Source organism: Mycobacterium sp. D16Q13, from assembly GCF_002013375.1.
Lineage (GTDB): Bacteria > Actinomycetota > Actinomycetes > Mycobacteriales > Mycobacteriaceae > Mycobacterium.
This window is the reverse complement of record NZ_MAEW01000017.1, coordinates 178725-201271: the sequence shown is the minus strand read 5'-3', so window position 1 is coordinate 201271 and position 22547 is coordinate 178725. Positions and strand designations below refer to the sequence as shown.

The 22547-nt window shown below is 62.8% G+C and carries 26 protein-coding genes; 12 read left to right on the top strand and 14 right to left on the bottom strand.

Features of this window, described 5'->3' with window-relative positions; translation table 11 throughout:
* From B4400_RS18755 to B4400_RS18745, 3 genes are all read left to right on the top strand, one after another.
* A partial coding sequence (locus tag B4400_RS18755; protein ID WP_078310553.1) for a hypothetical protein occupies positions 1–855 on the top strand: 855 nt, incomplete at its 5' end.
* A gap of 89 nt (positions 856–944) precedes the next feature.
* A complete protein-coding gene (locus B4400_RS18750) occupies positions 945–1373 on the top strand; it encodes a MarR family winged helix-turn-helix transcriptional regulator (protein WP_078310551.1) in 429 nt (142 codons plus the stop codon).
* On the top strand, positions 1370–1801 hold the full coding sequence (locus B4400_RS18745) for a hypothetical protein (protein WP_139359900.1): 432 nt from the start codon (positions 1370–1372) through the stop codon (positions 1799–1801). The genes B4400_RS18750 and B4400_RS18745 overlap by 4 nt, the downstream gene beginning before the upstream one ends.
* Here the strand turns inward: B4400_RS18745 and B4400_RS18740 are convergent.
* From B4400_RS18740 to B4400_RS18725, 4 genes are read right to left on the bottom strand one after another with little or no spacing between them, the layout of a single operon-like run.
* Positions 1763–2428 carry an enoyl-CoA hydratase/isomerase family protein gene (locus tag B4400_RS18740; protein WP_078310548.1) on the bottom strand — a complete coding sequence of 222 codons (666 nt, stop codon included), beginning with the start codon at positions 2426–2428 and terminating at the stop codon, positions 1763–1765. The two genes, B4400_RS18745 and B4400_RS18740, sit on opposite strands and share 39 nt — an antisense overlap.
* Positions 2429–2434: 6 nt before the next feature.
* Positions 2435–2878, bottom strand: coding sequence for an acyl-CoA thioesterase (locus B4400_RS18735; RefSeq protein WP_078296816.1), 444 nt, complete (start codon positions 2876–2878; stop codon positions 2435–2437).
* Positions 2875–3987, bottom strand: a complete 1113-nt coding sequence (locus B4400_RS18730; protein ID WP_078310620.1) for an alcohol dehydrogenase catalytic domain-containing protein — start codon at positions 3985–3987, stop codon at positions 2875–2877. The genes B4400_RS18735 and B4400_RS18730 overlap by 4 nt, the downstream gene beginning before the upstream one ends.
* 25 nt (positions 3988–4012) lie before the next feature.
* Positions 4013–4645 carry a TetR/AcrR family transcriptional regulator gene (locus B4400_RS18725; protein ID WP_078310617.1) on the bottom strand — a complete coding sequence of 211 codons (633 nt, stop codon included), beginning with the start codon at positions 4643–4645 and terminating at the stop codon, positions 4013–4015.
* A 74-nt stretch (positions 4646–4719) separates the two neighbouring features.
* Between B4400_RS18725 and B4400_RS18720 the strand changes: the two genes are divergently transcribed.
* From B4400_RS18720 to B4400_RS18710, 3 genes are all read left to right on the top strand, one after another.
* Positions 4720–6228 (top strand): flavin-containing monooxygenase, encoded by a 1509-nt coding sequence (locus tag B4400_RS18720; protein WP_078310546.1) that lies wholly within the window; start codon positions 4720–4722, stop codon positions 6226–6228.
* A 428-nt stretch (positions 6229–6656) separates the two neighbouring features.
* Positions 6657–7952, top strand: a complete 1296-nt coding sequence (locus tag B4400_RS18715; RefSeq protein ID WP_078310544.1) for a serine hydrolase domain-containing protein — start codon at positions 6657–6659, stop codon at positions 7950–7952.
* On the top strand, positions 7939–8745 hold the full coding sequence (locus B4400_RS18710) for an ArsR/SmtB family transcription factor (RefSeq protein WP_078310542.1): 807 nt from the start codon (positions 7939–7941) through the stop codon (positions 8743–8745). Before B4400_RS18715 ends, B4400_RS18710 begins: the two co-directional genes overlap by 14 nt.
* A gap of 3 nt (positions 8746–8748) precedes the next feature.
* Here B4400_RS18710 and B4400_RS18705 read toward each other — a convergent pair whose 3' ends face one another.
* Positions 8749–11619: an MMPL/RND family transporter gene (locus B4400_RS18705; RefSeq protein WP_078310540.1), complete on the bottom strand. Its 2871-nt coding sequence runs from the start codon at positions 11617–11619 to the stop codon at positions 8749–8751.
* Positions 11616–12059 (bottom strand): MmpS family transport accessory protein, encoded by a 444-nt coding sequence (locus B4400_RS18700; protein ID WP_070950166.1) that lies wholly within the window; start codon positions 12057–12059, stop codon positions 11616–11618. Before B4400_RS18700 ends, B4400_RS18705 begins: the two co-directional genes overlap by 4 nt.
* A 65-nt stretch (positions 12060–12124) precedes the next feature.
* Here B4400_RS18700 and B4400_RS18695 point away from each other — a divergent pair, with 65 nt between their 5' ends.
* The gene (locus B4400_RS18695) at positions 12125–12739 is read left to right on the top strand and encodes a TetR/AcrR family transcriptional regulator (RefSeq protein ID WP_070950165.1); all 615 of its coding nucleotides are present in this window, start codon (positions 12125–12127) and stop codon (positions 12737–12739) included.
* Between the two features lie 27 nt (positions 12740–12766).
* Here the strand turns inward: B4400_RS18695 and B4400_RS18690 are convergent, their stop codons facing one another.
* The 3 genes from B4400_RS18690 to B4400_RS18680 form a co-directional block, all read right to left on the bottom strand.
* Positions 12767–13312: a DUF5994 family protein gene (locus B4400_RS18690; protein WP_078310538.1), complete on the bottom strand. Its 546-nt coding sequence runs from the start codon at positions 13310–13312 to the stop codon at positions 12767–12769.
* Between the two features lie 218 nt (positions 13313–13530).
* Positions 13531–14391: a universal stress protein gene (locus B4400_RS18685; protein ID WP_070950164.1), complete on the bottom strand. Its 861-nt coding sequence runs from the start codon at positions 14389–14391 to the stop codon at positions 13531–13533.
* Positions 14391–15239 carry a slipin family protein gene (locus tag B4400_RS18680; protein ID WP_420063325.1) on the bottom strand — a complete coding sequence of 283 codons (849 nt, stop codon included), beginning with the start codon at positions 15237–15239 and terminating at the stop codon, positions 14391–14393. The genes B4400_RS18685 and B4400_RS18680 overlap by 1 nt, the downstream gene beginning before the upstream one ends.
* Before the next feature lie 439 nt (positions 15240–15678).
* Between B4400_RS18680 and B4400_RS18675 the strand changes: the two genes are divergently transcribed.
* The 3 genes from B4400_RS18675 to B4400_RS24965 all read left to right on the top strand — a co-directional run bounded on the left by B4400_RS18675 (position 15679) and on the right by B4400_RS24965 (position 17546).
* Complete coding sequence (locus B4400_RS18675; RefSeq protein ID WP_078310534.1) at positions 15679–16482, top strand: GAF and ANTAR domain-containing protein; 804 nt, start codon at positions 15679–15681, stop codon at positions 16480–16482.
* 184 nt (positions 16483–16666) lie between these two features.
* Positions 16667–17227, top strand: coding sequence for a hypothetical protein (locus tag B4400_RS18670; RefSeq protein WP_078310532.1), 561 nt, complete (start codon positions 16667–16669; stop codon positions 17225–17227).
* Positions 17228–17387: 160 nt separating this feature from the next.
* The gene (locus B4400_RS24965) at positions 17388–17546 is read left to right on the top strand and encodes a DUF6307 family protein (protein WP_165614030.1); all 159 of its coding nucleotides are present in this window, start codon (positions 17388–17390) and stop codon (positions 17544–17546) included.
* A 14-nt stretch (positions 17547–17560) separates the two neighbouring features.
* Here B4400_RS24965 and B4400_RS18665 read toward each other — a convergent pair whose 3' ends face one another.
* The 4 genes from B4400_RS18665 to B4400_RS18650 all read right to left on the bottom strand — a co-directional run bounded on the left by B4400_RS18665 (position 17561) and on the right by B4400_RS18650 (position 19652).
* Positions 17561–18814: a fatty acid desaturase family protein gene (locus B4400_RS18665; protein ID WP_078310530.1), complete on the bottom strand. Its 1254-nt coding sequence runs from the start codon at positions 18812–18814 to the stop codon at positions 17561–17563.
* 149 nt (positions 18815–18963) lie between these two features.
* The gene (locus B4400_RS18660; RefSeq protein WP_070950160.1) at positions 18964–19158 is read right to left on the bottom strand and encodes a hypothetical protein; all 195 of its coding nucleotides are present in this window, start codon (positions 19156–19158) and stop codon (positions 18964–18966) included.
* A 54-nt stretch (positions 19159–19212) separates the two neighbouring features.
* Positions 19213–19392 (bottom strand): DUF6131 family protein, encoded by a 180-nt coding sequence (locus tag B4400_RS18655; RefSeq protein WP_070950159.1) that lies wholly within the window; start codon positions 19390–19392, stop codon positions 19213–19215.
* An 86-nt stretch (positions 19393–19478) separates the two neighbouring features.
* Positions 19479–19652 carry a CsbD family protein gene (locus tag B4400_RS18650; protein WP_070950158.1) on the bottom strand — a complete coding sequence of 58 codons (174 nt, stop codon included), beginning with the start codon at positions 19650–19652 and terminating at the stop codon, positions 19479–19481.
* A 389-nt stretch (positions 19653–20041) separates the two neighbouring features.
* Here B4400_RS18650 and arsC point away from each other — a divergent pair, with 389 nt between their 5' ends.
* On the top strand, positions 20042–20383 hold the full coding sequence (gene arsC / locus B4400_RS18645; protein WP_070950157.1) for an arsenate reductase (glutaredoxin): 342 nt from the start codon (positions 20042–20044) through the stop codon (positions 20381–20383).
* Between the two features lie 69 nt (positions 20384–20452).
* On the opposite strand, the gene B4400_RS18640 is transcribed toward arsC, so the two are convergent.
* Positions 20453–21481, bottom strand: coding sequence for an FUSC family protein (locus B4400_RS18640; RefSeq protein WP_070950156.1), 1029 nt, complete (start codon positions 21479–21481; stop codon positions 20453–20455).
* A gap of 124 nt (positions 21482–21605) precedes the next feature.
* On the opposite strand from B4400_RS18640, the gene B4400_RS18635 reads away from it, so the two are divergent.
* On the top strand, positions 21606–22496 hold the full coding sequence (locus tag B4400_RS18635) for a LysR family transcriptional regulator (protein WP_078310527.1): 891 nt from the start codon (positions 21606–21608) through the stop codon (positions 22494–22496).
* Positions 22497–22547 lie beyond the last annotated feature (51 nt).

The window sequence follows — 22547 nt, the reverse complement described above, 5'->3', positions numbered from 1 at the left end:
TTCGGGTTGTTGGTCGGTCTGCCGGGCGCCTACGTGACGAACACGATCGCGGTGGTGACGGCTCTGACGCAGAATCCGGCATCGCTCCTGCCTTCGGGTCTCCTGCCCTCGGCGACCGCGAACACCGTGGCCGCCAAGGCGCCGACATCGATTCTTTCGGCGCTGGGCAAGACGACCACGGTCGACTCGAAGACGGTTGATGCGTCGAAGGTGACGGAGTCGAAGACCACAGGTTCGAAGTCTTCTCCCGAAGCGGAGCCGACCAAGGCTGATCCTGCCAAGCCGGCGAACCCGGCCGAGGCGGCCACCCCGGTGGAGCCGGTGAAGGCGGCCACTCCTGCCGAGCCGGTGAAGGTGACGGCTCCGGCTGAGCCGGTCAAGCCCGCCACCGCGGCCGAGCCGGTCAAGGTGACGGCTCCGGCTGAGCCGGTCAAGCCGGTGGAAGCGGCCACCCCTGTCGAGGCCATCAAGCCCGCGGCCCCGGCAGAGCCGGCCAAGCCCGCGACTCCGGCTGATGCCGTCAAGCCTGCGGAGCCGAAGGTCAACGTTCCGAAGGTCAAACTGCCCACCCCGGCCACCAAGGTCGGAGAGGTCAGCGGCGGAGTTGCGCCGAAGACCGAAGACTCGGCCAAGGCAGACAAGAGCGAGAAGGCTGATTCCAAGGACACCAAGTCCGACAAGGGGTCCACGCCGAAGAAGCCTGAAAATGACTCTTCAGCTGCGAAGAAGCCCGAGAGCGCCGCGTCGGCCACCGGTAAGTCGGAGTCCGCTTCGAGCTCCTCATCGAGTGACTCGCACTCGAGCACCTCGAACGGTTCTTCGCACAGCGACTCGCACAAGGCGTCGTCGGATTAGTCCCCGGTAACAAGCTCAAAGGTCCCCGCGCCAGACATGGCGCGGGGACCTGCTTGTAAGCGGCACTGACATAAGTCAACATCATTGACATGGATATCGACGGAACCGCGACCCTGGGGTACTTGCTGACCCGTACCGCGACATCACTGCGCGGTAAGGTGGCGGCCCGGTTGGAGCCCATGGGCCTCAGCCTGCCCGAGTACATCTGCATGCACATTCTGCGGACCTACCCGGGCATGTCCAACTCCGAACTGGCTCGGCAGGCGATGGTTACCCGGCAGGCCATGAATGCGGTGTTGCATCGGCTGGAGCAGGAGGGCCTCATCAGCCGTCCGGAGAACGCGGACCACGGGCGGTCGCTGCCCGCTCGCCTGACCAGGCGCGGCACCACCCAGCTGGAGAAGGCGGCGGAGGCGGTGACCGCCAGCGAGAACGAGGTCATGGAGAAACTGACCGCTGACGAGCGCCGCGCGTTGAAGGCCATGCTGGCCAAATGCGTTCCGAGTCAACTGCCATGAGACGCGCCGGGTGGCTGATCGCGTTCACCGGTGTGGTGATCGGGTTCAGTGTCTGGCTTCCCTGGCTGCGAACCTCGGCCAGCGGCGGCGGCAGAGCCAACGCCATCGGCGGCGCCACCGGATCGGTGGTGCTGCCCCCGGGATTCGGTGCGGGCCAGATGATCTTGCTGGTTTCGGCGCTACTCGTGGTGGCCGGATGCATGGTGGGCCAGCACATTCTGCACCGCATCGCGCCGATCGCCGCGGGTGTACTGGCGCTGGCACTGTTGGGGCTGGAACTTCTGTACTACCGCACCAACGTCAAGGCCCCGATCGTGACGGGCTATGGGTTCTGGGTCGCTATCGGGGCCTCGGCTATCGCGGTCGCGCTGGCCATCGTTGCCCTGCTGTCACGACCCCAGGCCGGCGAGCAGCAGTGGCACGATTGAGCCATACATCCCGTACTTGACGGTGCCGAGCGTGTCCCGGTTCTTTCCTACCAGCGGTGACACGAAACTCGTTGCAGTAGAAAGAACCTGGTCCTCGGAGACGGCCGCGTCGATGATCTGGTAGTTCAGGGATTCGGATCCGCCGAGACGCCGGCCGCTGGGCATGGTGGCCGATGCCGCCTGGGGTGTCATCTTCCCCTGACAGAGCGCCGACATGCCGGGGGTGAACGGCATGCCGAGGTCGACCTCGGGAAGGCAGAAGAAGCCGCGATCGGTACGCATCACCCGGTAATCACATGCCAGCGCGACCATGGCTCCGGCGCCGAAGGCGTGACCGTTGACGGCGGCGACGGTGGGTGTCGGGAACACCAGGAAACGCGCCAAGATCTTCTGAACCTCGGTGATGTACCAGCTGAGCTTGTCGGGGTTGGCGCCCAGAAAGTCGACATCCAGTCCGTTGGAGAAGAACTTGCCGCTGCCGGTGACCACCAGCGCGGACGGGGCGTCATCGGCGAGTACCTCGTCGAGCAGTGCGTTGATCTGCTCGATATTCGCTGTGGTGAAACGGTTCTCGTCGGTGCCAAGCTCGAGGGTGTAGATGCCTTCGGAGCGCTGTAGTGCGGGCATGTGTCGCTACCTCAACTGTTCGAGAGCTGTCGCTACTTGCTCGGGGATGGGTACGGGGGTGCGGGCGTCGGAGTCCACATAGACATGGACGAACCGGCCCAGGGCGCGCGGAGTGTCCTCGACGACGCCGTCGACAACCGTGAACACCGCGAGCTTGTAGATGACGCTGCTGCGGCCGCGATGTTCCAGGGCCAGGCCGATGGACAGCTCGTCGGGGAAGGACACCTCGGCCAGGTACTTGCAGGAGGTTTCGGCGACGACGCCGATGGCGGGCAGGTCGCGGATGTCGCATCCGGCCGCGTCCATCAGCCAGCCGTTGACGGCGGTGTCGAACCAGGCGTAGTAGACGACGTTGTTGACGTGTCCGTACACATCGTTATCGGCCCAACGGGTTTGGTGCAGGCGGTGCACCGGGAAGTCTGCCTTGGTGGGCAGCTCTGGCTTGGTCATGCGGTCACCGCGCCGGGGCGCAGGATCTGTCGAACGGCCTGGCCATCGGCGAGGGCGTCGAGTGCGATGTTGATATCGTCCAACGGCAGGTCATCGGACTTGAGCCTCTCTACCGGCAGTCTCCCGGCCCGCCACAGCGCCAGCATCGCCGGGATGTCCTGCTGCGGCTGCGCTGATCCCATGTACGAGCCCAGGATGCTGCGGCCCTCAGCGACAATACTCAACGCGGGCAGGGTAATTCGTGCATCGGGGTGCGGCAGGCCCACTGAAACGGTGCCTCCGCCACGGCCGGTGAGTGCGTAGGCCTGTTCCAGCACGGCAGCCGACCCGACTACCTCGAACACCCAATCATGACCACCGGGGGCGTCCTCCGGCGCGCAGGCCCGCGTGGCTCCGAGTTCAAGGGCCAGTTCGCGTTTTGCGGGTACCGGGTCGATGGCCAGCACCTCGCCGGCGCCCGCGGCGGCCGCCGACATCACCACCGCCAGTCCGACGCCGCCCAGTCCGAGCACCGCGACCGAGTCGCCGGGGCGCACCGAGGCGGTGTGGGTGACGGCTCCGAAGCCGGTCAACATGGCGCAGCCGAAGAGTGCGGCCGTGTCCAAGGGAACGTTCTGATCGATGACGACCACCGAATTCCGGTCCACCACAGCGTGGTCGGCGAAACCCGAGACGCCCAGATGGTGACGCACCTCGGCGCCGTCCAGATCGCGCAGGCGGGTGCCGCCGCGGATGAGGTCACCGCGGCCGTTGGCCGCCGCGGCATCCGGGCATAGCGCCGGGCGGCCCGAGGAGCAGTACCTGCAGGCGCCGCAGCTCGGCACGTACACCAACACCACGTGATCGCCGGGGGAGACGTCGCGAACGCCGGGGCCGACTTCTGCGATGACACCGGCCGCCTCGTGTCCCAGTGCCATGGGCACTGGGCGTATCCGGTTTCCGTCGACCACCGACAGATCCGAATGGCACAGCCCCGCGGCCTCGATGCGGACCAGTACCTCACCGGGCCCGGGTGGGTCGAGCTCCAATTCAACGAGTTTCAGCGGGTGGGTGTCGCGGTACGGCCGCTCGATGGGGGCCGCGTGCAGCACCGCAGCACGAATGCGCATGGACGAGCCGCTCGCGCGAAGACTCTCAGGCACTGACCCCTCCGTAGATCGCATTAAGCCAGACGTGGAGCAGCGTATCGACAACGTCGTCGTCCGCGACGGCGGGTTGCTGACCGGTGAAGGTTGCCCGCATCATCGACTGGTTGATGAGGTTGAGTGCGATGGCGATATCGCGGGCGGGGATTATGTCGGGCGCGGCGCCGCGAGTGCGTTCGGCCTCGATGCCCACCGTGGTGTTGGTGACCCAGTTTTCCGTCACCTCGGACCAGCGTTGATCCAGCTCGGCGCTGGTGCCCTGGACCCCGGACAACGCGACGGTCAGGGACCGGTGGGAACCGAAGGCGTCGAAGTAGGCCTTGATGACGGCGCGCCAGTAGTGCGCGGGGCTCGTCATCGCGGCCGGGTCGATGCTCGCAACATTGGTGTCGGCTTCCTCGATGATCCGCTCGGTGAGCGTGAGGAGGACGGCTTCCTTGGAGGGGAAGTAGAAGTAGAACGTCGGCCGCGAGATCCCTGCCCCGCGAGCCAGATCATCGACGGAGACATCGACGAGCGGGCGCTGGCCGAGTAGTTCCTCGGCCGTCGCCAGGATCGCCTGTATCCGCTCATCGCCCGAGGGGCGCGTCCTTTTGCGGCCTGTTGTAGCCGGTTTAGCCACGTCTACCTGCACATTCTATAAAGTTCTCGACACACTGTTGACTTTCTCAACACTGCGTCGATAGCCTAGCTCTCATGACCGAACATGTCGACATTGTCATCGTGGGCGCCGGGATCTCGGGTATTGGCATGGCATGCCACATCACCCGCGACGTGCCGGGCAAGAATTTCGTGGTGCTGGAGGCGCGTGAGCGCATCGGCGGCACCTGGGACCTGTTCCGCTACCCGGGTATCCGCTCCGACTCCGACATGTTCACCCTCGGCTACAACTTCCGGCCCTGGACGAGTACCAAGGGCATCGCCGACGGAGCCTCGATCCGTGAGTACGTCACCGCCACCGCGCGCGAATTCGGTGTGGATCAGAAGATCCGTTTCGGTCACAAGGTCGTGAGCGCCGAGTGGTCTTCCGATCGCGGGCTCTGGACGGTGCGCGCCGAGCATGACGGTGAGATCGTCGAGTTCACCACCGAGTTCTTCCTGGGCTGCACCGGGTACTACAACTACGACGAGGGCTTCACGCCCGATTTCGAGGGCATCGACGACTTCGCCGGCCGGGTAATCCACCCACAGCATTGGCCGGAAGATCTGGACTACGCGGGTAAGAAGGTCGTTGTCATCGGCAGTGGGGCCACTGCCATGACCCTGGTTCCCGCGATGGCGGGAACAGCCGGCCACGTGACCATGCTGCAGCGTTCGCCCACCTACGTGGTGTCACTGCCGTCCACGGATGCGCTTGCGGTGGCGCTGCAGGGCAAGGTGCCTGCCTCGATCGCGTACCCGATCGTCAAGTGGAAGAACCAGATGGTCAGCTTCATCAGCTACCAGACGAGCCGCCGCGACCCGGAGCGGATGAAGGGGATCCTGCGCGCACTGTTGAAGCGTCAGCTGCCCGATTTCGATCTGGACAAGCACTTCACCCCGAAGTACAACCCGTGGGACCAGCGGCTGTGCGTGGTGCCGGATTCAGATCTGTTCCGCGCACTACGCAAGGGCACCGCATCGGTGGTCACCGACCGGATCGCGCGCTTCACCCCCAAGGGCATTCTGCTGGAGTCGGGTGAGGAGCTTGAGGCTGACATCGTTGTCACCGCAACGGGTCTGAATGTTCAGCTGGCAGCCGGCCTCAAACCGGTTGTCGATGGTGTCGAGGTTGATCCGTCGAAATGCATCACCTACAAGGGCCTGATGCTGACGGGCATCCCGAACTTCATCTTCACCTTCGGATACACCAATGCCTCCTGGACACTGCGTGCCGACCTGGTGTCCCAGTACACCTGCAGGCTTCTCAATTACATGGACAAGACGGGACAGACGGTGGTATGGCCAGTTGAGCCCGAAACGTCCGAGCGGCTGCCGTTCGTGGACTTGGACTCCGGTTACATCTCGCGTGCCGCCAATGCTGTGCCGCACCAGGTGCCGACGGCCCCGTGGCGTTCGTACCAGAACTACTTCCGTGAGCTGCCCGTGCTCAAGTACGGGAAGGTTGCCGACAAGGGCGTCCGATTCAGCCGCGGAGCTGCAGGGTCGGCGGCATCCGGCCGGGCGAAGGCCTCCCACGAGGCACCCGTTGCAATAGGCAGGTAAATATCATGAGAATGGCCGGGTGCAGTCAGCACCCGGCCATTATCATTGGCGAACAAGGTTTTCAAGGATATCGCCGACCACGCGGACAGATGGGATCTAAAGGTCCCATAAACCTAGGCCGAACCTCAGGGGCCGACCGGGCCGAATGGCCAGTCGTGTGTTGACCGCTCCCCGCAGGTCGGAGATTCGAGCGGTGGAAACCGATGTCTCGGCGTCACTCCGCAAGGCTGGCCAGGTGTGAGAGATGGTCCAAAGTATGTGCTGCACAGCTCTATATATGTGTCTTGTCTAGGCCCGCGATAATCCAGGGGCGCAGTCGAAGTGAACTATGCGATAGTCGCATGCACATTGCCGACTCGACATCGTGCGTGCTGAAGTGATTGGAGAGTTCTGTGACACAGCCAAATAGGCGTCAGATCATTGTTGGCGTGTCCGCTGCAGCGTTGGCGGTGGCCGCCGGCGATATGGCTGCCTGTTCGTCTTCGGGCGATGTGCGTGAGTCCGGTGAGGGTGCTCAGGCGCCGCTGTTGCCTGTGGGTCTCAAAAATGACCTGATGAGACTGACTGATTCGAAACATATTCTGGGGTGCAGTGTTTCGGCAGTCACTCGTGAGGGCACTGTGTATGCTGATGGATGGGGAGCGGCGAGGGCCGGGCAACCGATGACGGCACTGAGCACCATCAATATTGGGTCAGTAAGTAAGACGATCACGGCGACGGCCGTGCTGCAGTTGGTGGCGGCGGGACGCATCGGCCTCGATACAGATGTGAATGATGTTCTGACGGAGAGCAAGGCCTACGGCCCGAGGAGTGTGCGCAGCCCCTATTACCCAGATACCCCGATCACTGTCCGGTACTTGCTGGCTCACCTGACGCCGCTGACCACCGGTCCGGAATTGGGTCCGTACGGATACGCTCCCCGTATCGGCCCCGCTCCCGATTCGGGTGAGCTAGGTCGATGGCTCCACGACTTTCTCACGCCCGCACCGCGTGGGTGGACGTACAACCGCGAAGAGAACTTCACGAAATCGAAGCCCGGACACGTGCATATGTACTCCGACATCGGATTTGATCTGGCGGGTTTTCTCGTACACGCGGTGACGGGCCAACCCTTCGCCGATTACTGCCGTGAGCACGTTCTGCAGCCGGCGGGAATGGTGAACTCTGATTTCGATCGTGACCGTATCCCGGACGGCCGGCGGGCGTATCCACACGCCTGGTTTGAGAACGGGGCGAAGAAGGGCATGTGGCTCGATTACCGCAACCTGATACCTGTGGCAATCGCCGATGACTACACGGGTCATGCCGAATACTCGCCGTACGCAAGCTGTCTCACACCCGATGGCGGTCTGCGATCCAACTCGCTTGACTTGGCGCGGTGGGCCCGACTGTGGCTGGGTAACGGCACGCTGGACGGTGTTGAAGTGCTTCCGCGCGCCCAGGCGTCGGCGGCGTTGGCGGACCAGGTCTCTCCAGAAATCATGGCGTCGTCGGAGGCTCCACTGCCGTTCATCTCTCAGGGGTACGCCTGGCACAGACTGCGCGGGGACGCTGATGGCCAGTGGCAACATGCCGGCAGCGAGGTAGGTACCGCTTCGTACGTCAAGATCGACACGGTACGTGGTGTGGGGGCGGCGATTGTGATGAACACAGAGGTGGCGATTGACGGCGATCCGCGGCCCCAGATGCTGCAACAGCTGATGGACGCCGCTGCGGTGCCCTGAGGGGGCGTCCTCGTCCGATCCCGATCCTGGCCTCGCGGATGTCTTCAAGGCTCTCGCCGACCCGACTCGGCGGGAGCTGTTGGACCGGCTGCATGAACGCAACGGCCAGACTCTGAGTCAGCTCTGTGACGGCGTTGGAATGGCGCGTCAATCGGTGACTCAGCATCTGGGCGTGCTCGAATCTGCCAACCTGATCAGCGCGGTGAAACACGGCCGGGAGAAGCTGCACTATCTCAATCCGGTTCCGCTGCATGAGATACAGGAACGGTGGATCGACAAGTTCGAGCGCCCGCGGTTGCGGGCGCTGAGTGCGATCAAGCAGCGAGCTGAGGAGCCAAGCATGTCTCAACCGACTTTTGTGTACACCACCTATATCAACAGCACGCCCGAGAAGGTGTGGCAGGCCATCACCGACCCCGAGCTCAGCGCCCAGTACTGGGGGCACGCGAATGTGTCTGACTGGCAACAGGGTTCGCCTTGGGAGCACCAGCGAGTGGATGGCTCTGGTATCGCCGATGTGGTGGGTACGGTGATGGAGGCGGATCCGCCACGCAAACTGGTGACCACCTGGGCCGATCCGGCCGCCGGCGTCGACGGCCCCACATCGACCGTCACCTTCCTGATTCAGCCATACCAAGACATCGTGCGGCTTACCGTCACCCACGCCGACCTCGCGGACCCGGCGGAGTACGCACAGGCCAGCGGTGGATGGGCGGCCGTTTTGTCAAACCTCAAGTCCTTCTTGGAGACCGGTGCCCCGCTGCCCACTGAACCCTGGGTGCGGCCCGGTTGAGCGTTATCCGCCCGCCGGGATGGGTCCGGTAGCGTCCTCGGCACCAACGGGTTTCGGCCCAAATGGCTTCGGTAATGGGCGGGAACGCACATTGAGGGGCCACCAGAACCAGCGGCCCAGCATGGTGGCTATCGCGGGCGTCAAGAACGACCGCACCACCAGGGTGTCGAAGAGCAGCCCGAGGCCGATGGTGGTACCGATCTGGCCGAGGACGCGCAGATCGCTGAAGATGAAGGACGACATCGTCACCGCGAAGACCAGGCCGGCGGCGGTGACGACCCCGCCGGTGCCAGCAATCGCACGGATGATGCCCGTCTTCAAGCCTGCTCCGGTTTCTTCCTTGAATCGGGAGATCAAGAGCAGGTTGTAGTCTGCCCCGACCGCCAGCAAGATGATGACCGCTAGCGGGAAGATGACCCAATACAGCGGAATGCCGAAGATGTACTGCCACACCACCACTGACATCCCGAAGGATGCCGCCAGCGATAGCGCCACCGTCCCCACGATGACCATGGCGGCCACGAGGCTGCGCGTCAAGAACATCATGATGAGCAGGATGAGGCCAAGCGAGGCCAGCGCGGCCATCAGCAGATCGTATTTCTGGCCTTCAGCAATGTCCTTGTACGCCGAGGCGGTTCCGGCTACATAGATCTTCGCATCGGCCAGCGGAGTTGCCTTGACGGCATCGAATGCCGCTTCCTTGATCGAGTTGATGTGCTCGATGCCCTCAGAGGTCTGCGGATCTCCCTGATGGGTGATGATCATGCGGGCGGCCTTGCCGTCCGGGGACATGTACAGCTTCATGCCGCGTTTGAACGCGGGGTTGTCGAATGCTTCCGGTGGCAGGTAGAAGGAGTCATCGTTCTTCGCGTCGTCGAAGGCCTTGCCCAACTCTGTTGCGGTGCGGGTGGATTCCTCATTCTGTGTGTTGGTGCCGTTGTTGATGGCGTAGTTGGACTGGGTCAGGTCGCGGTTCTTCTCCTGTATCGCGATCTGGGGCGGTATGAGATCGACGAGTTTGGGCTGTAGTGCGTCGAGCTTGGTGAGGCTCCCGGTGACTGTCTGGAGTGCATCGACCAGTTCATCGATGCCGTCCAAAGCATCGAAGAGGGACCGCAGTGCCGCGCAGAAAGGGATGTCGAAGCAGTGCGGTTCCCAGTAGAAGTAGTTACGTATGGGCCGGAACTGGTCGTCGAAGTTGGCGATCTTGTCGCGTAAGTCCTGGGCTACCGCCACGGTCTGCTGGAATCCCTGGGTCTGTTCATGTGTGATCGCGGCGCTCTGTTTCTGAAGTGCCAGTTGGTTTTTCAGCACTGCGATGGTTTGCGTCATCTGATCGGCCTGCTGAGACAGATAGAGGGCCTGGTTCTGCTGCTGGGAGAGGTTCATCAGCTGGCTGGCACTTGATGCACTGATCTGAAAGGGAATGGAAGAGTGGGTGATGGGAGTGCCGAGGGGCCGGGTGATCGATTGGACCAGCGCCACGCCGCGGGCGTGGAGAACGGACTTGGCGACGCGTTCCAGCAGGACCATGCCTGCGGGGTTACGCATATCGAAATCGGTTTCGATCATGAGGAGCTCGGGGTTGAGCCGCGCGACGGAGAAGTGCCGCTCGGCCGCGGCATAGCCCACGTTGGAGGGAGTCGACGCGGGCATGTAGATGCGGCCGTCGTAGGTGGTCTTGTACCCAGGCAACGCGAGTAGTCCAATGAGCGTTACCACACACGAGACGACGAGAATGGGGCCCGGCCAGCGCACGATTGCTGTGCCGATCCGGCGCCAACCGCGGGTACGCATGGCGCGTTTGGGCTCCATCAGTCCGAAGCGGCTGGCGATTACCAGCACGGCCGGCGCCATGGTGAGCGCCGCGGCCAGTGTCACCAGAACCCCGAGTGCCGCGGGCACACCCAGGGTCTGAAAGTAGGGCAGCCGCGTGAACGACAGGCAGAGTAGCGCGCCCGCGACAGTCAGACCCGATCCGATGATGACGTGCGCGGTGGACTTGAACATCGTCTGGTAGGCGGTCAGGCGATCCTCGCCGGTCGAGCGTGCTTCCTGATAGCGGCCGACGAAAAATATGGCGTAGTCGGTGCCGGCGGCGATGGCGAGCATGGTCAGCAGGTTCGTGGCATAGGTCGACAGGCCGATGACGCCTGTATGTGCCAGTGCTGCAACGATTCCACGGGCTGCCGATAGTTCCACGAGGACCGTCACCAGCACCAGCGCTGTGGTCGTCAGCGAGCGGTAGACGATTAACAGCATGATGGCGATGACCGCGAAGGTGATGATGGTGACCTGGGCAGAGCCCGCGTTACCTACCTCGAACTGATCGGTGATCGTCGGGGCCTCGCCGGTTATGTAAGCCTTGACCCCGTCCGGGGCGGGAGTGTCCGCGACGATGCGACGTACGGCATCGACGGATTGATTGGAGAGCGCCTCACCCTGATTGCCGGCGACGTAGACCTGCACGTACGCGGCCTTACCGTCCTTGCTCTGCGAACCGCCCGCGGTGATCGGATCGCCCCAATAATCGGCGACGTGTTGCACGTGTTCACGGTCGTCCTTCAGTCGCTGCACCAGCGTGTCGTAGAACTGATGTGCTTGCGCACCAAGGGGTTTATCGCTCTCGAGCACGACCATGGCCGAGCTGTCCGAGTCGAACTCGTTGAAGACCTTGCCGATATGCCTCATCGCCATGGTGGACGGTGCATCGGCGGCATTCAGTGGGGCAGAACGTTCTTCGCCAACCACTTCCAGCTGCGGCACGGTGGCGTTGGTCACCGCCGCGATCGCCACCCAGAAGAAAACAATGGGCACCGCGAGCCGGCGGATGATCCTGGCTGCGCGGGACTCCTGGGCGTGGCCGGTACTCATGCGGACTTGTCCAGGCAGGTGGTGTAGCCGTTCACGATGGTGACGGTCCTTTCGTCCTTGACGATGCCGTCCACGGTGATGCGGCAGCCGGTTATGTCACCGGTGCCCTGCGCGCGCAGGTCGGCGAACAGGGTGGGGTCGTTGGTGACGAGCTCGTGCGACCACGGCAGCGGCGCATTGTCGACGCGGTGCGGCTGCGCCATTTCATCGAGGAAGTTGATGGTCGCGGTGCTCCCGGCCGTGCCGAAGACCTCGAAGAGAACACGTTTGGGGTTGTAGTTGGTGTTCTCCATGGCCTGGTTGCCGGGGCGGGAGAGCTCGACGTTCGAGCCGAAAACGCCGTGTAGCCGAGTAACGCCGAAGGCCACCACCGCCACCACTGCGGCGGCGACGAGTACCGTCCACCATCTTTTGAGCAGAGTCCAAATCCAGCCTTGCACCAGCGCCCACGCCCTCTCGATAGTCGCTGACCGACCTTTGTGGAACGGTACGGTACCGTACTTCCATGGCAAGTGGTGTGTCAACGGGGTTGACTAAGGCGATGAAGAAGGGGCAGGACTCCCAGTGGACCCCACGGGAGGTGGAGCTGCTGACGGTCACCTTGCGTTTGTTGCAGAAGCATGGATACGACCGCCTGTCGGTCGATGAAGTCGCTTCCGAATCGAAGGCGAGTAAGGCCACGATCTATCGCCGTTGGCCGTCGAAGGCGGAACTGGTACTGGCCGCCTTCGTCGAAGGCATGCGTGCACAGCTGGTCCGGCCGGATACTGGCTCGCTCCGTGAAGACTTGTTGCAGATAGGCGACAGTGTGCTTGAAGAGAGTCGTCACAACTTGCCCATCATGCGGGGGATGTTGAACGAGATTGCTCGAAACCCCGCACTGACCAAGGCATTTCGGACACAGTTCGTCGATCAACGCAAGCTGTTGATCGACGACGTGCTGGGCGCGGCCGTTGAACGCGGTGAGATCGATTCCGCCGTTATCAATGAGGAGCTCTGGGATCTGTTACCGGGGTATCTTGTGTTCCGCGGGTTACTGCCGGTGAGGGCTGCTACGGCCGATACCGTCCGCACGCTGGTGGATGATGTCATCATGCCCAGCCTGACCCGAAAGTTCTGAAGCGCCGATGTCGAACGGTGGTGGGGTTTAGGCGCTGGCAGCCGCAGCGCCGCAGTGATCGCGGTGTTCGACCATCTGTGCGCCGCCTTCAGAATCCCATTGGTTTTGCGCCGCGATCGTATCGATCCACGTGCCGGGTTCCGTTCGGTTGGCCGGTAGCAGGTGGGCGACGGTCGCTGTATTGCCGGGAGTGGCCGCCGTCATCATGGTGGTGTGGGCGGGCAGGGCCTCCGTGTCCGGCGGGACGATCAACAGGGTCAGATGCGCCCCATCCGCTCCTTCCGCACTGATCGTGTTGACCGGCTGGCTAAGTGACCAATTCAGATGTGTCAGGCGATTGCGAAACAGTATCCGCCGCGAGACCGTCGACCACTCCGAGACCTGGTATGTGATCCGGTCGATCGAACCCAAACGGACACTGAGAATCCTGAGCAACTGCGGTAATTCGCCCATCAGATCCCTGGAGTAGGGCCACCATGCGCCATCGACATGGCCGGTCGGTGGTGCCTTTGGCTTCAATCGAAGACGAACGGCTGGTCCGCTTCGGGGTTTGGAAAACACACGATGCGTCATCAGACGCTCCTACCCTGGGCCCCGCAACCGAGACCATTTTTCCGACGACTCAGCACCCTATCGGTGAGCGAGTATCTGGACATCGTCGTACACGCCAGTTTACTCCTATTGATGGAACGAATGAAGAAGGATCAGGTTACCGGTTTTCCCATGCGGGTACGCCAAATCCATTGTACTTCTGCAATTCTGGGCGGGTTCCGCATGATGCAGATGCCGCTTCACAACCCGCACTGAGGGCGTACGACAAGAACTGAGCAGCATTGTTCACGTGATGATCGGCAGAGCCGGACCGCCTGCCTGGCCTCCGATGCACCGATCACCGCGAGCGCAATCGGTTCGTGGCAGCGGGCGATGAAGCGGGCGATTCGGGCGCGGGTTGTCACCGGGTAGATGTGAACGTCACCGTATTGCTCATGCAGGCTGGCGACCCGGTGCTCGAGTTCATGATTCCTCCCCTCGCCGAGTTCAAGCGGCGAGGTGCTTATGGCAAGTACCGGTAGCTGACGTAGCCGCGCCTCGCGTATGGCGTGGTTAACAACATTCCGATTGTCCTTAGAACCATTGACGCACACAGCGATCCAGTTCTGTCGGCTAGCGTTCCAGCTGCTACCGTCCGCTGCGTTTTCCAGCACCGATAGCTCTGTCGGCTGGTCCGGCATCGGTGCGCGAGCGATCAGAACGGGACAATGGGCGCGCTCGGCGAGCCTGGTGGCCGTCGAGCCGAGGGCCGCGTGCGCGAATCGGCCGGCGCCGATACAGATGAGACTGGCACTTCTTGACTCGAAGACAAGCGCTTCAGCGGGCAGTCCGCGGATAAGGATGGTGTCCACTTTGACCGGCTTGCCGATCGCCTCGATCGCAGCTGCGGCTGCGCGTAAAGATGATTCGGCGAACCGTTCATCATGCCGACCTTCGGCTGCGGGTGATTTCGTGGTCACGAGCGGTCGCGTCACGTGGACAAGGCTTAGCGGCACGTCACGACTAATCGCCTCGTCAATCGCCGATTCTGCAGCGAAAAGAGCGGCCTTCGACCCGTCGATTCCGACCACCACTGGCCCGCTCTGGTCAGTATTGAACATCAGAGCCTCCAGTTTTCGGGCTCCGCGGAGTCTGCTCGTCGTCCGGGGTTGGTCGCAACGCCGTTGATTTCGGCCGCAACCTGATGGGGCGGAGGCGACGACCTGGCGGCGGCCGCGCCCTCGTGTGAGAGGAACGCACCGAGCTCGGCAATGGTTGACATCAAGGGAGCGGGGAATACAACCGTGGTGTTTTTGTCGACGCCGAGCTCAACCAGGGTTTGCAGGTTGCGTAGCTGTAGTGCCAGCGGATGGGCCATCATGGTGTCCGAGGCTGCGCCGAGCGCGGCTGCTGCTAAGGATTCGCCTTCCGCAGCAATGATCTTCGCGCGCTTCTCCCGCTCCGCTTCGGCCTGGCGCGCCATCGCCCGTTTCATGCTATCGGGCAGCTGAATGTCTTTGAGCTCCACCAAGGTGACCTGGACACCCCACTCAATGGTCGTGACGTCAAGAATCCCGCGAATATCAAGGTTGATCTTCTCGGTTTCGGCCAAGATCTCATCCAGCGTGTGCTGGCCAACCACCTTGCGCAGCGTTGTCTGTGCGATCTGATTGATCGCCGCATGCACATTCTCAATTGCCACAACAGATTTCACTGCATCGATAATCTTGAAGTAGGCCACGGCAGACACATCGACGCTGACATTGTCACGGGTGATGATGCCCTGAGACTGAATCGGCATCGTCACGATCCGCAATGAAATCCGATGCAACACATCGATAAATGGGAGAATGAACCGCAGGCCAGGTGCTCGTTGGCCGATCACTCGGCCCAGCCGAAACAGCACGCCGTTCTCATATTGCTTGACAATACGAACCGACATTGCCAGTGACAACAGGCCCAGCAGCATCAGGACGGCCGCCACGATGATCAGGGACTTCATAGCCGTGCCCTCGCTGCCTCATCAGGTCGGAAGCTGGGTGGCGCACGCCGTGACAAGCGTGGGGGAAAATTAGTCAAGCTGGGCATGGCGATCCTGACGGACAGACGATCACCGGGTATGTCAGGACTCGGAGCTCGCGCTCCTCGAGTTCCACGGCGGACAGCAGAACCTTTCTCAGACCAGCTGTAAGTCTCAGCTGCCTTCGACGCTACACCCCGGTGATTCAGCGCGCTACGTCTTTCCGCGAGCCCCCAGATACCCTCGGAAATATCCACTTTCAATGTTGGCACCCGATGTTGCTAGTCGTTCACGGCCCTGGCGGGTAGTCTCGGAATGACGAGCTTTCCGGGCGCGGCTGACGCTCAGCGCAGGGCTAGGGCCGAACTATTGAGCATGGGCAAGAGCAGTGGCTGATTTTCGCGAAGACGCACCCGATCCGGTGATTGGGCCGACGAGTTCGGACCACGTCAGTGCCGACGTTGTCGACCTGCAGAAGGCTCTCGGCGATCTGGCGGGTCTCGTGGCCGGCAGTCAAGGGTTGCCTGAGTTACTCGCGGAGGTAGCGACTTTCGCAGTGCACGCCATCCCGGGCGCCGATGGCGCCGGAGTGACGCTGTTGCGGGTAGACCATCCGGACAACATGGTCGAAGCGCTGGCAGCAAGTGCACCGTTTGTCTCTGAAATTGACCACATTCAGTACACCGTGCTTCAGGAAGGCCCCTGCATCACCGCGGCACTGGAGCGCCGCACGGTACGTTCCGGCTCATTGGGAGGGGAGAGGATGTGGCCACGGTTCGGCCCGCGCGTAGGCAGGCTAGGTGTGCACAGCGCTCTTTCGTTACCTCTGCTGTTGCCGGGCCAGGTGGTCGGCGCGATCAATGTGTACTCCCACGGCAAGGACGTCTTCGACGAGCGGGCGGCGGAGCTAGGTGAGCTGTTCGCCAAACCGGCGGCCGTGGCGGTACATAACGCCCAACTACTTTCTCAAGCAAGAGCTTTAGCGGCGCAGTTGCATACGGCTTTGTCCACACGACCGGTAATTGACCAAGCGATCGGTCTGCTTAGAGGGCGCAGTGGACGCAGTGCCGAGGACGCGTTTACCCAATTACGTGCGATCAGCCAAGCCGAGCACCGTAAGTTGGCGGACGTCGCGCAGCGCATCGTCGATGAGGCCGTTCGCCGGGCGCGCGCCCGGCACTCGGCGCGCTGAATTCACCGCCTGTGGCCGACGGCGGCGCCGGACAGCCCAGACCCGCGTAGGGTTGAGAGTGGAGTACCGCGATGGATACGGGCCCTGACCCGTACACCCAGGTTCTCCACGGCGCACAGCAATCGCGATGCACGGTATTGCCCGACTCGACAGCGCCCGGGAGCGCTTAGGGAGTATCCACCTCGTGAAGATCACTGCGGCCATGGCCGCTGATCTGGCGATCCTCACCCAGGCGTTGGACGCACCGGGGGTCAACGTCGCAGATAGTTTGCGCCAGTTGGCCGCAGACGCCGCTGCGGCGATACCGGCCTATGTGGGCCTGAGTGTGATTGTCTCCGAAAGTGATCCGCCAATCACCTTCACTCTCATGGCTGATGGGCCAGCGACCGTAGACGTCCGTGCCTCGCTGCGCATGATGCTGTCGGGCGGCCGGAACCGCCCTCCAGTGGCCCTCGTTCTCCATTCTGGAGCGGCGGGAGCGTTCGTCGAACTCGCTGCGGACCTGGCCTTGCTCGCCATGCAGCCACTGACCGACCTCATCTTTGACCAGGATCTCACCGTGGCGGACAGCGCGAGCGCCAACCAACTACAAGCAGCCACCGCCGTCAACCAGGCCATCGGAGTTCTGATCGGCCGCGGCTACACGCCCCTACTGGCCCGGCGGCATCTTGACGCCCAGGCCGTCCGCATCAGCACCAGTCGGTACGCCATCGCGCAACTCATCCTCAACGAGGGAGACGGCTGACGCGTGGCCCGCGCGCCGACGTCCGTGACGTTTCTTGAGGTGCCCGCCGTGGCCCAGCGGTAATGGCCTGGGCCGGTCCGTGCGAGGAGTAACGTTGACAGTGTCAGGCGGAGCATCCTCGCGGCGCTCGAAACAAGCCTGACTGAATAGGACAGAGATCATGGATTCTCGGGCGACCTTCACCTCTCCTTATGAGAAACGCGTTGAATTGGTTAAGCAAGCGTTGATGTCTGCGTCATCGCTCGACAGCAGTGTCGCCGGCGAGCTCGCCGTCGAGGTTCTGCGTGCATTGAACTCAATTCCCGAAAAGGTGCGCTAGCGAAGGCATCTCGGTCATCTTCCGGTGCGTGTGCGACGTTCCCTTTGGCGCACCGCACGGATCGCGGTCTTCAACCCCTGCCTGCGGTCCGTACTTACTCGGCCGCCGGCCAAATCTGGCCCTAGCTCGGCGAACATCCGCTCGCTTCGGGTCTCCGGCGCGTCATCGGGGGTGTCACGCAGATATTTGTCGGGCAGCGAGAGCTTGGCGATGGTGCGCCATGTCTTGGCGTACTGCATCAGAAATGATCCTGTGGTGTAAGGCAAGTCGTATTTATCGCATATCTCACTGACCCGGATGGCAATCTCGTGGAGCCGGTTACTCGGCAGATCGGGGTATAGATGGTGTTCGATTTGGTAGCAGAGGTTGCCGCTCATAAGCCGCAGCGCTGGTCCCGCATTGAAGTTCGCGGCGCCAAGCAACTGGCGCAGATACCACTGCCCTCTACGCTCACCGGCCATGTCGGCCTCGGTGAATTTCTCTGCGCCATCGGGAAAGTGGCCGCAGAAGATCACAGCGTTGGCCCACACGTTGCGGATCACATTGGCGATTGCGTTGGCCGAGAAGGTCGAGTGATAGGTCGCAGCGGGCGACAGCGAGGTCAGCGCCGGGAAAGCGACGTAATCCTTGAACACCTGTCGGCCGGCCTTGATCAGGAACTCGCGGATTTGCACAAGGGCGATCTTGCGGTTCGACTGGCCTGTGAAGAACTTTTCAAGTTCCAAGGACTGCAGGCCGATTCCCCACTCGAACCCAACGGCCAGGACGGCGTTGACCAACAGGTTGCCAAGGTGCAGTGGTGACCAGCGCTGGTCGCGGGTAACCCGCAGCACTCCGTAGCCCACGTCGTCGTCAATGCCGAGGATGTTGGTGTACTTGTGATGCATGACGTTATGAGTGATTCGCCAGTGCTTGGACACTGCGCTCATATCCCACTCCCATGTCGAGGAGTGAATCTCGGGATCGTTCATCCAATCCCATTGGCCGTGCATGACGTTATGGCCGATTTCCATGTTCTCGATGATCTTGGCGATGCCGAGCGTCGCAGTGCCAGCCCACCACCCCGACCGATGTGAGCCGCCCGTCAGTAAGACTCGGCCGGCCACCTCGAGTCCGCGTTGTGCGGCAATGGTGCGGCGGATGTAGCGCGCGTCTCGACACCCTCGGGATTCTTCGACGTCCTGGCGGATAGCGTCCAGTTCAACGGCCAGGCGTTCGATGTCGGGATTCGTCAGGTGGGCGAACGCCGGAACGTCGGTAATCGCCATTGTTCCCTTGCTTTCTGCCGGACCATCGCGCTCATGTGCACCAGGCTATCGACCGGGGCGGCGGCTACGGGCTCGGTGCGGGTTGGCGGACTGTCACAGGTTCTGCGCTTCTTCGTGGACGGCGCTCTGAGTTTCACCCTCCTGCAGTGTTACCGCGTCTGGCTTTCTGCTCGGTCTTGCTGCTGGTTGAAGTGATCGTGGGTGGTGGTGGCTTGGCCACGGATGGTCCCGGTCTTGTTGTGATACTGCTGCTTTCGCATCCTTTGGGCCTGCCATGCCAGCGCGATGGAGAGCACGAACAGCCCAACCGAGACGACGGCGATAGCAATGGAGATAGTGCTCATGTGTGTTCCTTGGATAGGTCGTCCATGGTCAGCTGCGTTCGCGCATGCCGCGGGTTAGTAGTAGTGGCGCCGGCCGCCAAGTGCGTGTCCCGTCCGCCCCGCGACCATCAAGACCACGCCGACGATCAAGAGGATGACCCCTAGGACGAGAAGTATGTGGGCGAAGGCGAAGGTGGGGACAAGGCTGGGGAGAAGGAGCCCCAGGGCGATGAGGATGATGCCAAGAACGATCATGATGTTTACCTAGTTTCTCTGCGGATATTCGGCGAGATGGGACGGGATCAGACCTGGTTGCACGCCTGGTCGGTCCGGCCCGCAGCTCAATGTCTGAATGCGTCTTTGACCTTCTCTCCTGCTTGTTTTGCGTTGCCCTTGAACTGATCTACGTGCCCCTCGGCGCGCAGGCGGTTGTTGCCGGTGGTGCGGCCGAGGTATTTCTTGACGGCGCCTGCTGCCACTTGGGCTTTGTAGGTGATCTTCTTGCCGATGCTCATGTGGGGATTTTTCCGGTTCGGTGATCGTGAGCCGCGATGACGGCAGACGTGGGTCGCTAGGTGCGATGCGTAGTCGCAGGAATCGCCATGTTCTTCAACCACTTTGATGAGCGAAGGATGGTCTTGGCAGACCTCGGGCATACGCACGATCATCGGAAGCGTTGGGTTGCGGAGCGAGCGCTCCTGGAACTCCGCGGCGGACGGCGAAATCCTTCCCAGACCAGCTGAAATACCCAGCTATCTCAGATGTTACGCCAACTTGGGCCTTCTGCACAGAGAGGGATTCCGTCGATGAAGTGTTCGGAAGCTGCGGTGGGCGCATTCCGGCCGTTGGCGTCCGGCAGGCGTTTCACGGTCGAATTGTCGGTAGCGCTATGTAAGTTGAAGCTGTGGACGCAACGATTTACCACAATCCCCGGTGCACGAAGTCCCGTCAGGCGTTGGCCCGGCTCGAGGAGGCGGGGGCCACCGTCTCCGTCGTGAAGTACCTCGATGATGTGCCCACCAAGGCGCAGCTGAAGAAGCTGATTCTGGACGCGGGCCTTACCGTGCGTGAGGCAGTGCGTACCGGTGAGGCCGAGTACAAAGACCTCAGCCTGGCGGATGCGTCGGACGACATCTTGCTCGATGCGATGGTCGCGCACCCGCGTCTGATCCAGCGTCCCTTCGTGGTGACCTCGAAGGGGACCCGGATGGCACGACCCACTGAGGCTGTCGACGAGATCCTCTAGTTCCGCAGATGTCCTGATTCCGAGCAGATTTGGCACATTGCTGCAGGTTCCACCCGGCTGGCCAAGGACCTAACGGCTCTTGCCGCCTCGCCTGCCCACCAGCGCAGCGGCAGCCACCCCGGCTGCGACGCCAATCAGGGTATCGAGACCGCGGTACAGCATGAGGGTGAACGGGTCTGCCGGGTCGGCCAATTCGGTCATCAGCATCACCAACGGGGTGAAGAAGCCGACCGCTAGCGCGTAGTGGCGTGCCATGAACAGCTCGGTGGGAAACAGCAGCGCTATCACCAGTGCGCCGACGGCGACAGGTGGAAGCCCCAGGACCAGAAGCGCTCCGGTGAGCATCAGGCCCACCAGGGTTCCCACGATGCGGTGTGCGGACCGTGCCAGCACTCGCGATACCTCGCGATTCGACGGCCGTCCGGGGTCGATGGCGGCCAGTGGCACGGCGGCGGCTGCCATCGCCCAATTGGCGTGATCGAAGCCCAGTAGCAGTCCTGCGCCTCCGGCCATCGAGACGGCTAGCGCATATCGCAGTGCATGGGTGCCCGTACCAGGCGGCAGGCGACGGTGCTGCACGCACGGAGTCGAGATCTCGCTGGGTAACCCGATGAAGCCGATCAGGACCGACAGCAATGCCGTTGCCACACACAGTCCGACGGCACTGAGCGGGGCCACTAGGTCGGCCGGAACGGTGGCGGTGGCGCCGATCGCGAAAAGGAAGAAGAACGGTCCCGTTGGCCGCAGACGTAACGCGTCGGCCACCACCGACCCTGCCGTCGCGAACGCCACCTCCACCGCGACCAGCGTCCAGGTAGTCGCATGCAGCGACGAAAGCGTCACTCCGAGGGCGACTCCCGCAGAGAGCAGGGCGCCCGCCTGGATCTGGTGGCGTGCGCGGCGCCAGCCAGATTGGGCACGGCCGTAGATCCCGGTGAAGGAGCCGAAGGTGGTGTACACCAGCAGCTCGGGCCGGCCGGCGGCCAGCAGCAGCACGCCGGGGAGCGCCAGACCGGCCGCCACCCGCAGTGCGTGCCAGTGGTCTCGACGGTCCGGCCGGGTACCCGGCCGGGGGCGCGTCCTCGCGGATGCGTCCACGGATGTTCTCCCAACCTCGGGTGGTGATGGTGCGGACTAGTGTCGGAGCACTGCGGCGTGCCTGTCCAAGAGACATTGCCGCTGAGGCGATAGGCAGCACCGATCACTAGTGGTAGAACGAGTTATGCAGTTCCGTCAGCTTGAGTATTTCGTGGCATTGGCGCGGGAACGACACTTCGCTCGGGCGGCGTCGGCGTGCTACGTGTCCCAGCCGGCGCTTTCGGAGGCAATCCGCAAGCTCGAGCACGAGCTGGGTGTTCCGTTGGTACTGCGTGGATCGAACTTTGAGGGCCTGACTCCGGAGGGGGAGCGCCTGGTCCTCTGGGCGCGAAGGATTCTCGCGGACCGTGACGCGCTGGAGCATGAGGTCACGGCGCTGCGCGGCGGACTCACCGGTGAACTGCGTCTGGGTGTGGTGCCCGGTGCGGCCACCCGCGTCGCACTGATGGCGGATGCATTCTGCGCCGAACACCCGCTGGTGCGAGTACGGATCGAATCCAGCTTGCGATCCGCGGAGATCCTGGACCGAATCCGCCGCTTCGAACTCGATGCCGGTGTGGTCTACGACGATGGGCTGCAGACCGAAGGGCTCGAGCTGACCCGACTGTACGAGGAGCGTTACGTGCTCGTCGCGGGTGAGGGGTTGTTGCGTGACGCCCCCGACCCGATCGATTGGCCGGAAGCGCTGAGCCTGCCGATGTGCTTGTTGCACAAGGGTATGCGTGATCGTGATCGGATCGACGAGGCGGCTGCCGAGCATGGGCTGATGGTGTCGCCTCGCCTGGAGGCCGACTCCGTCGCCACACTGCTGGCCCTCGTCGGGACGGGCCGCTGGGCGGCGATCATTGCGCGGACCTGGTTCGCCTCCGTGCCCGCACCGGCAGGCGCGCGAGTGGTGGAGCTGCGGGCGCCGACACTTGGCTCGCCGGTGGCCCTGGTGCGCACCGCGGGCGAGCCGGCGTCGCTCCTGGCACGCGCGTTGGCGAAGACGGCAGCGCCGCTCGACCAGCCCTGATCGGCTACGCCTATTGGGCGGTCGGAACTTGGTCTTGGACACCCAGCCGCT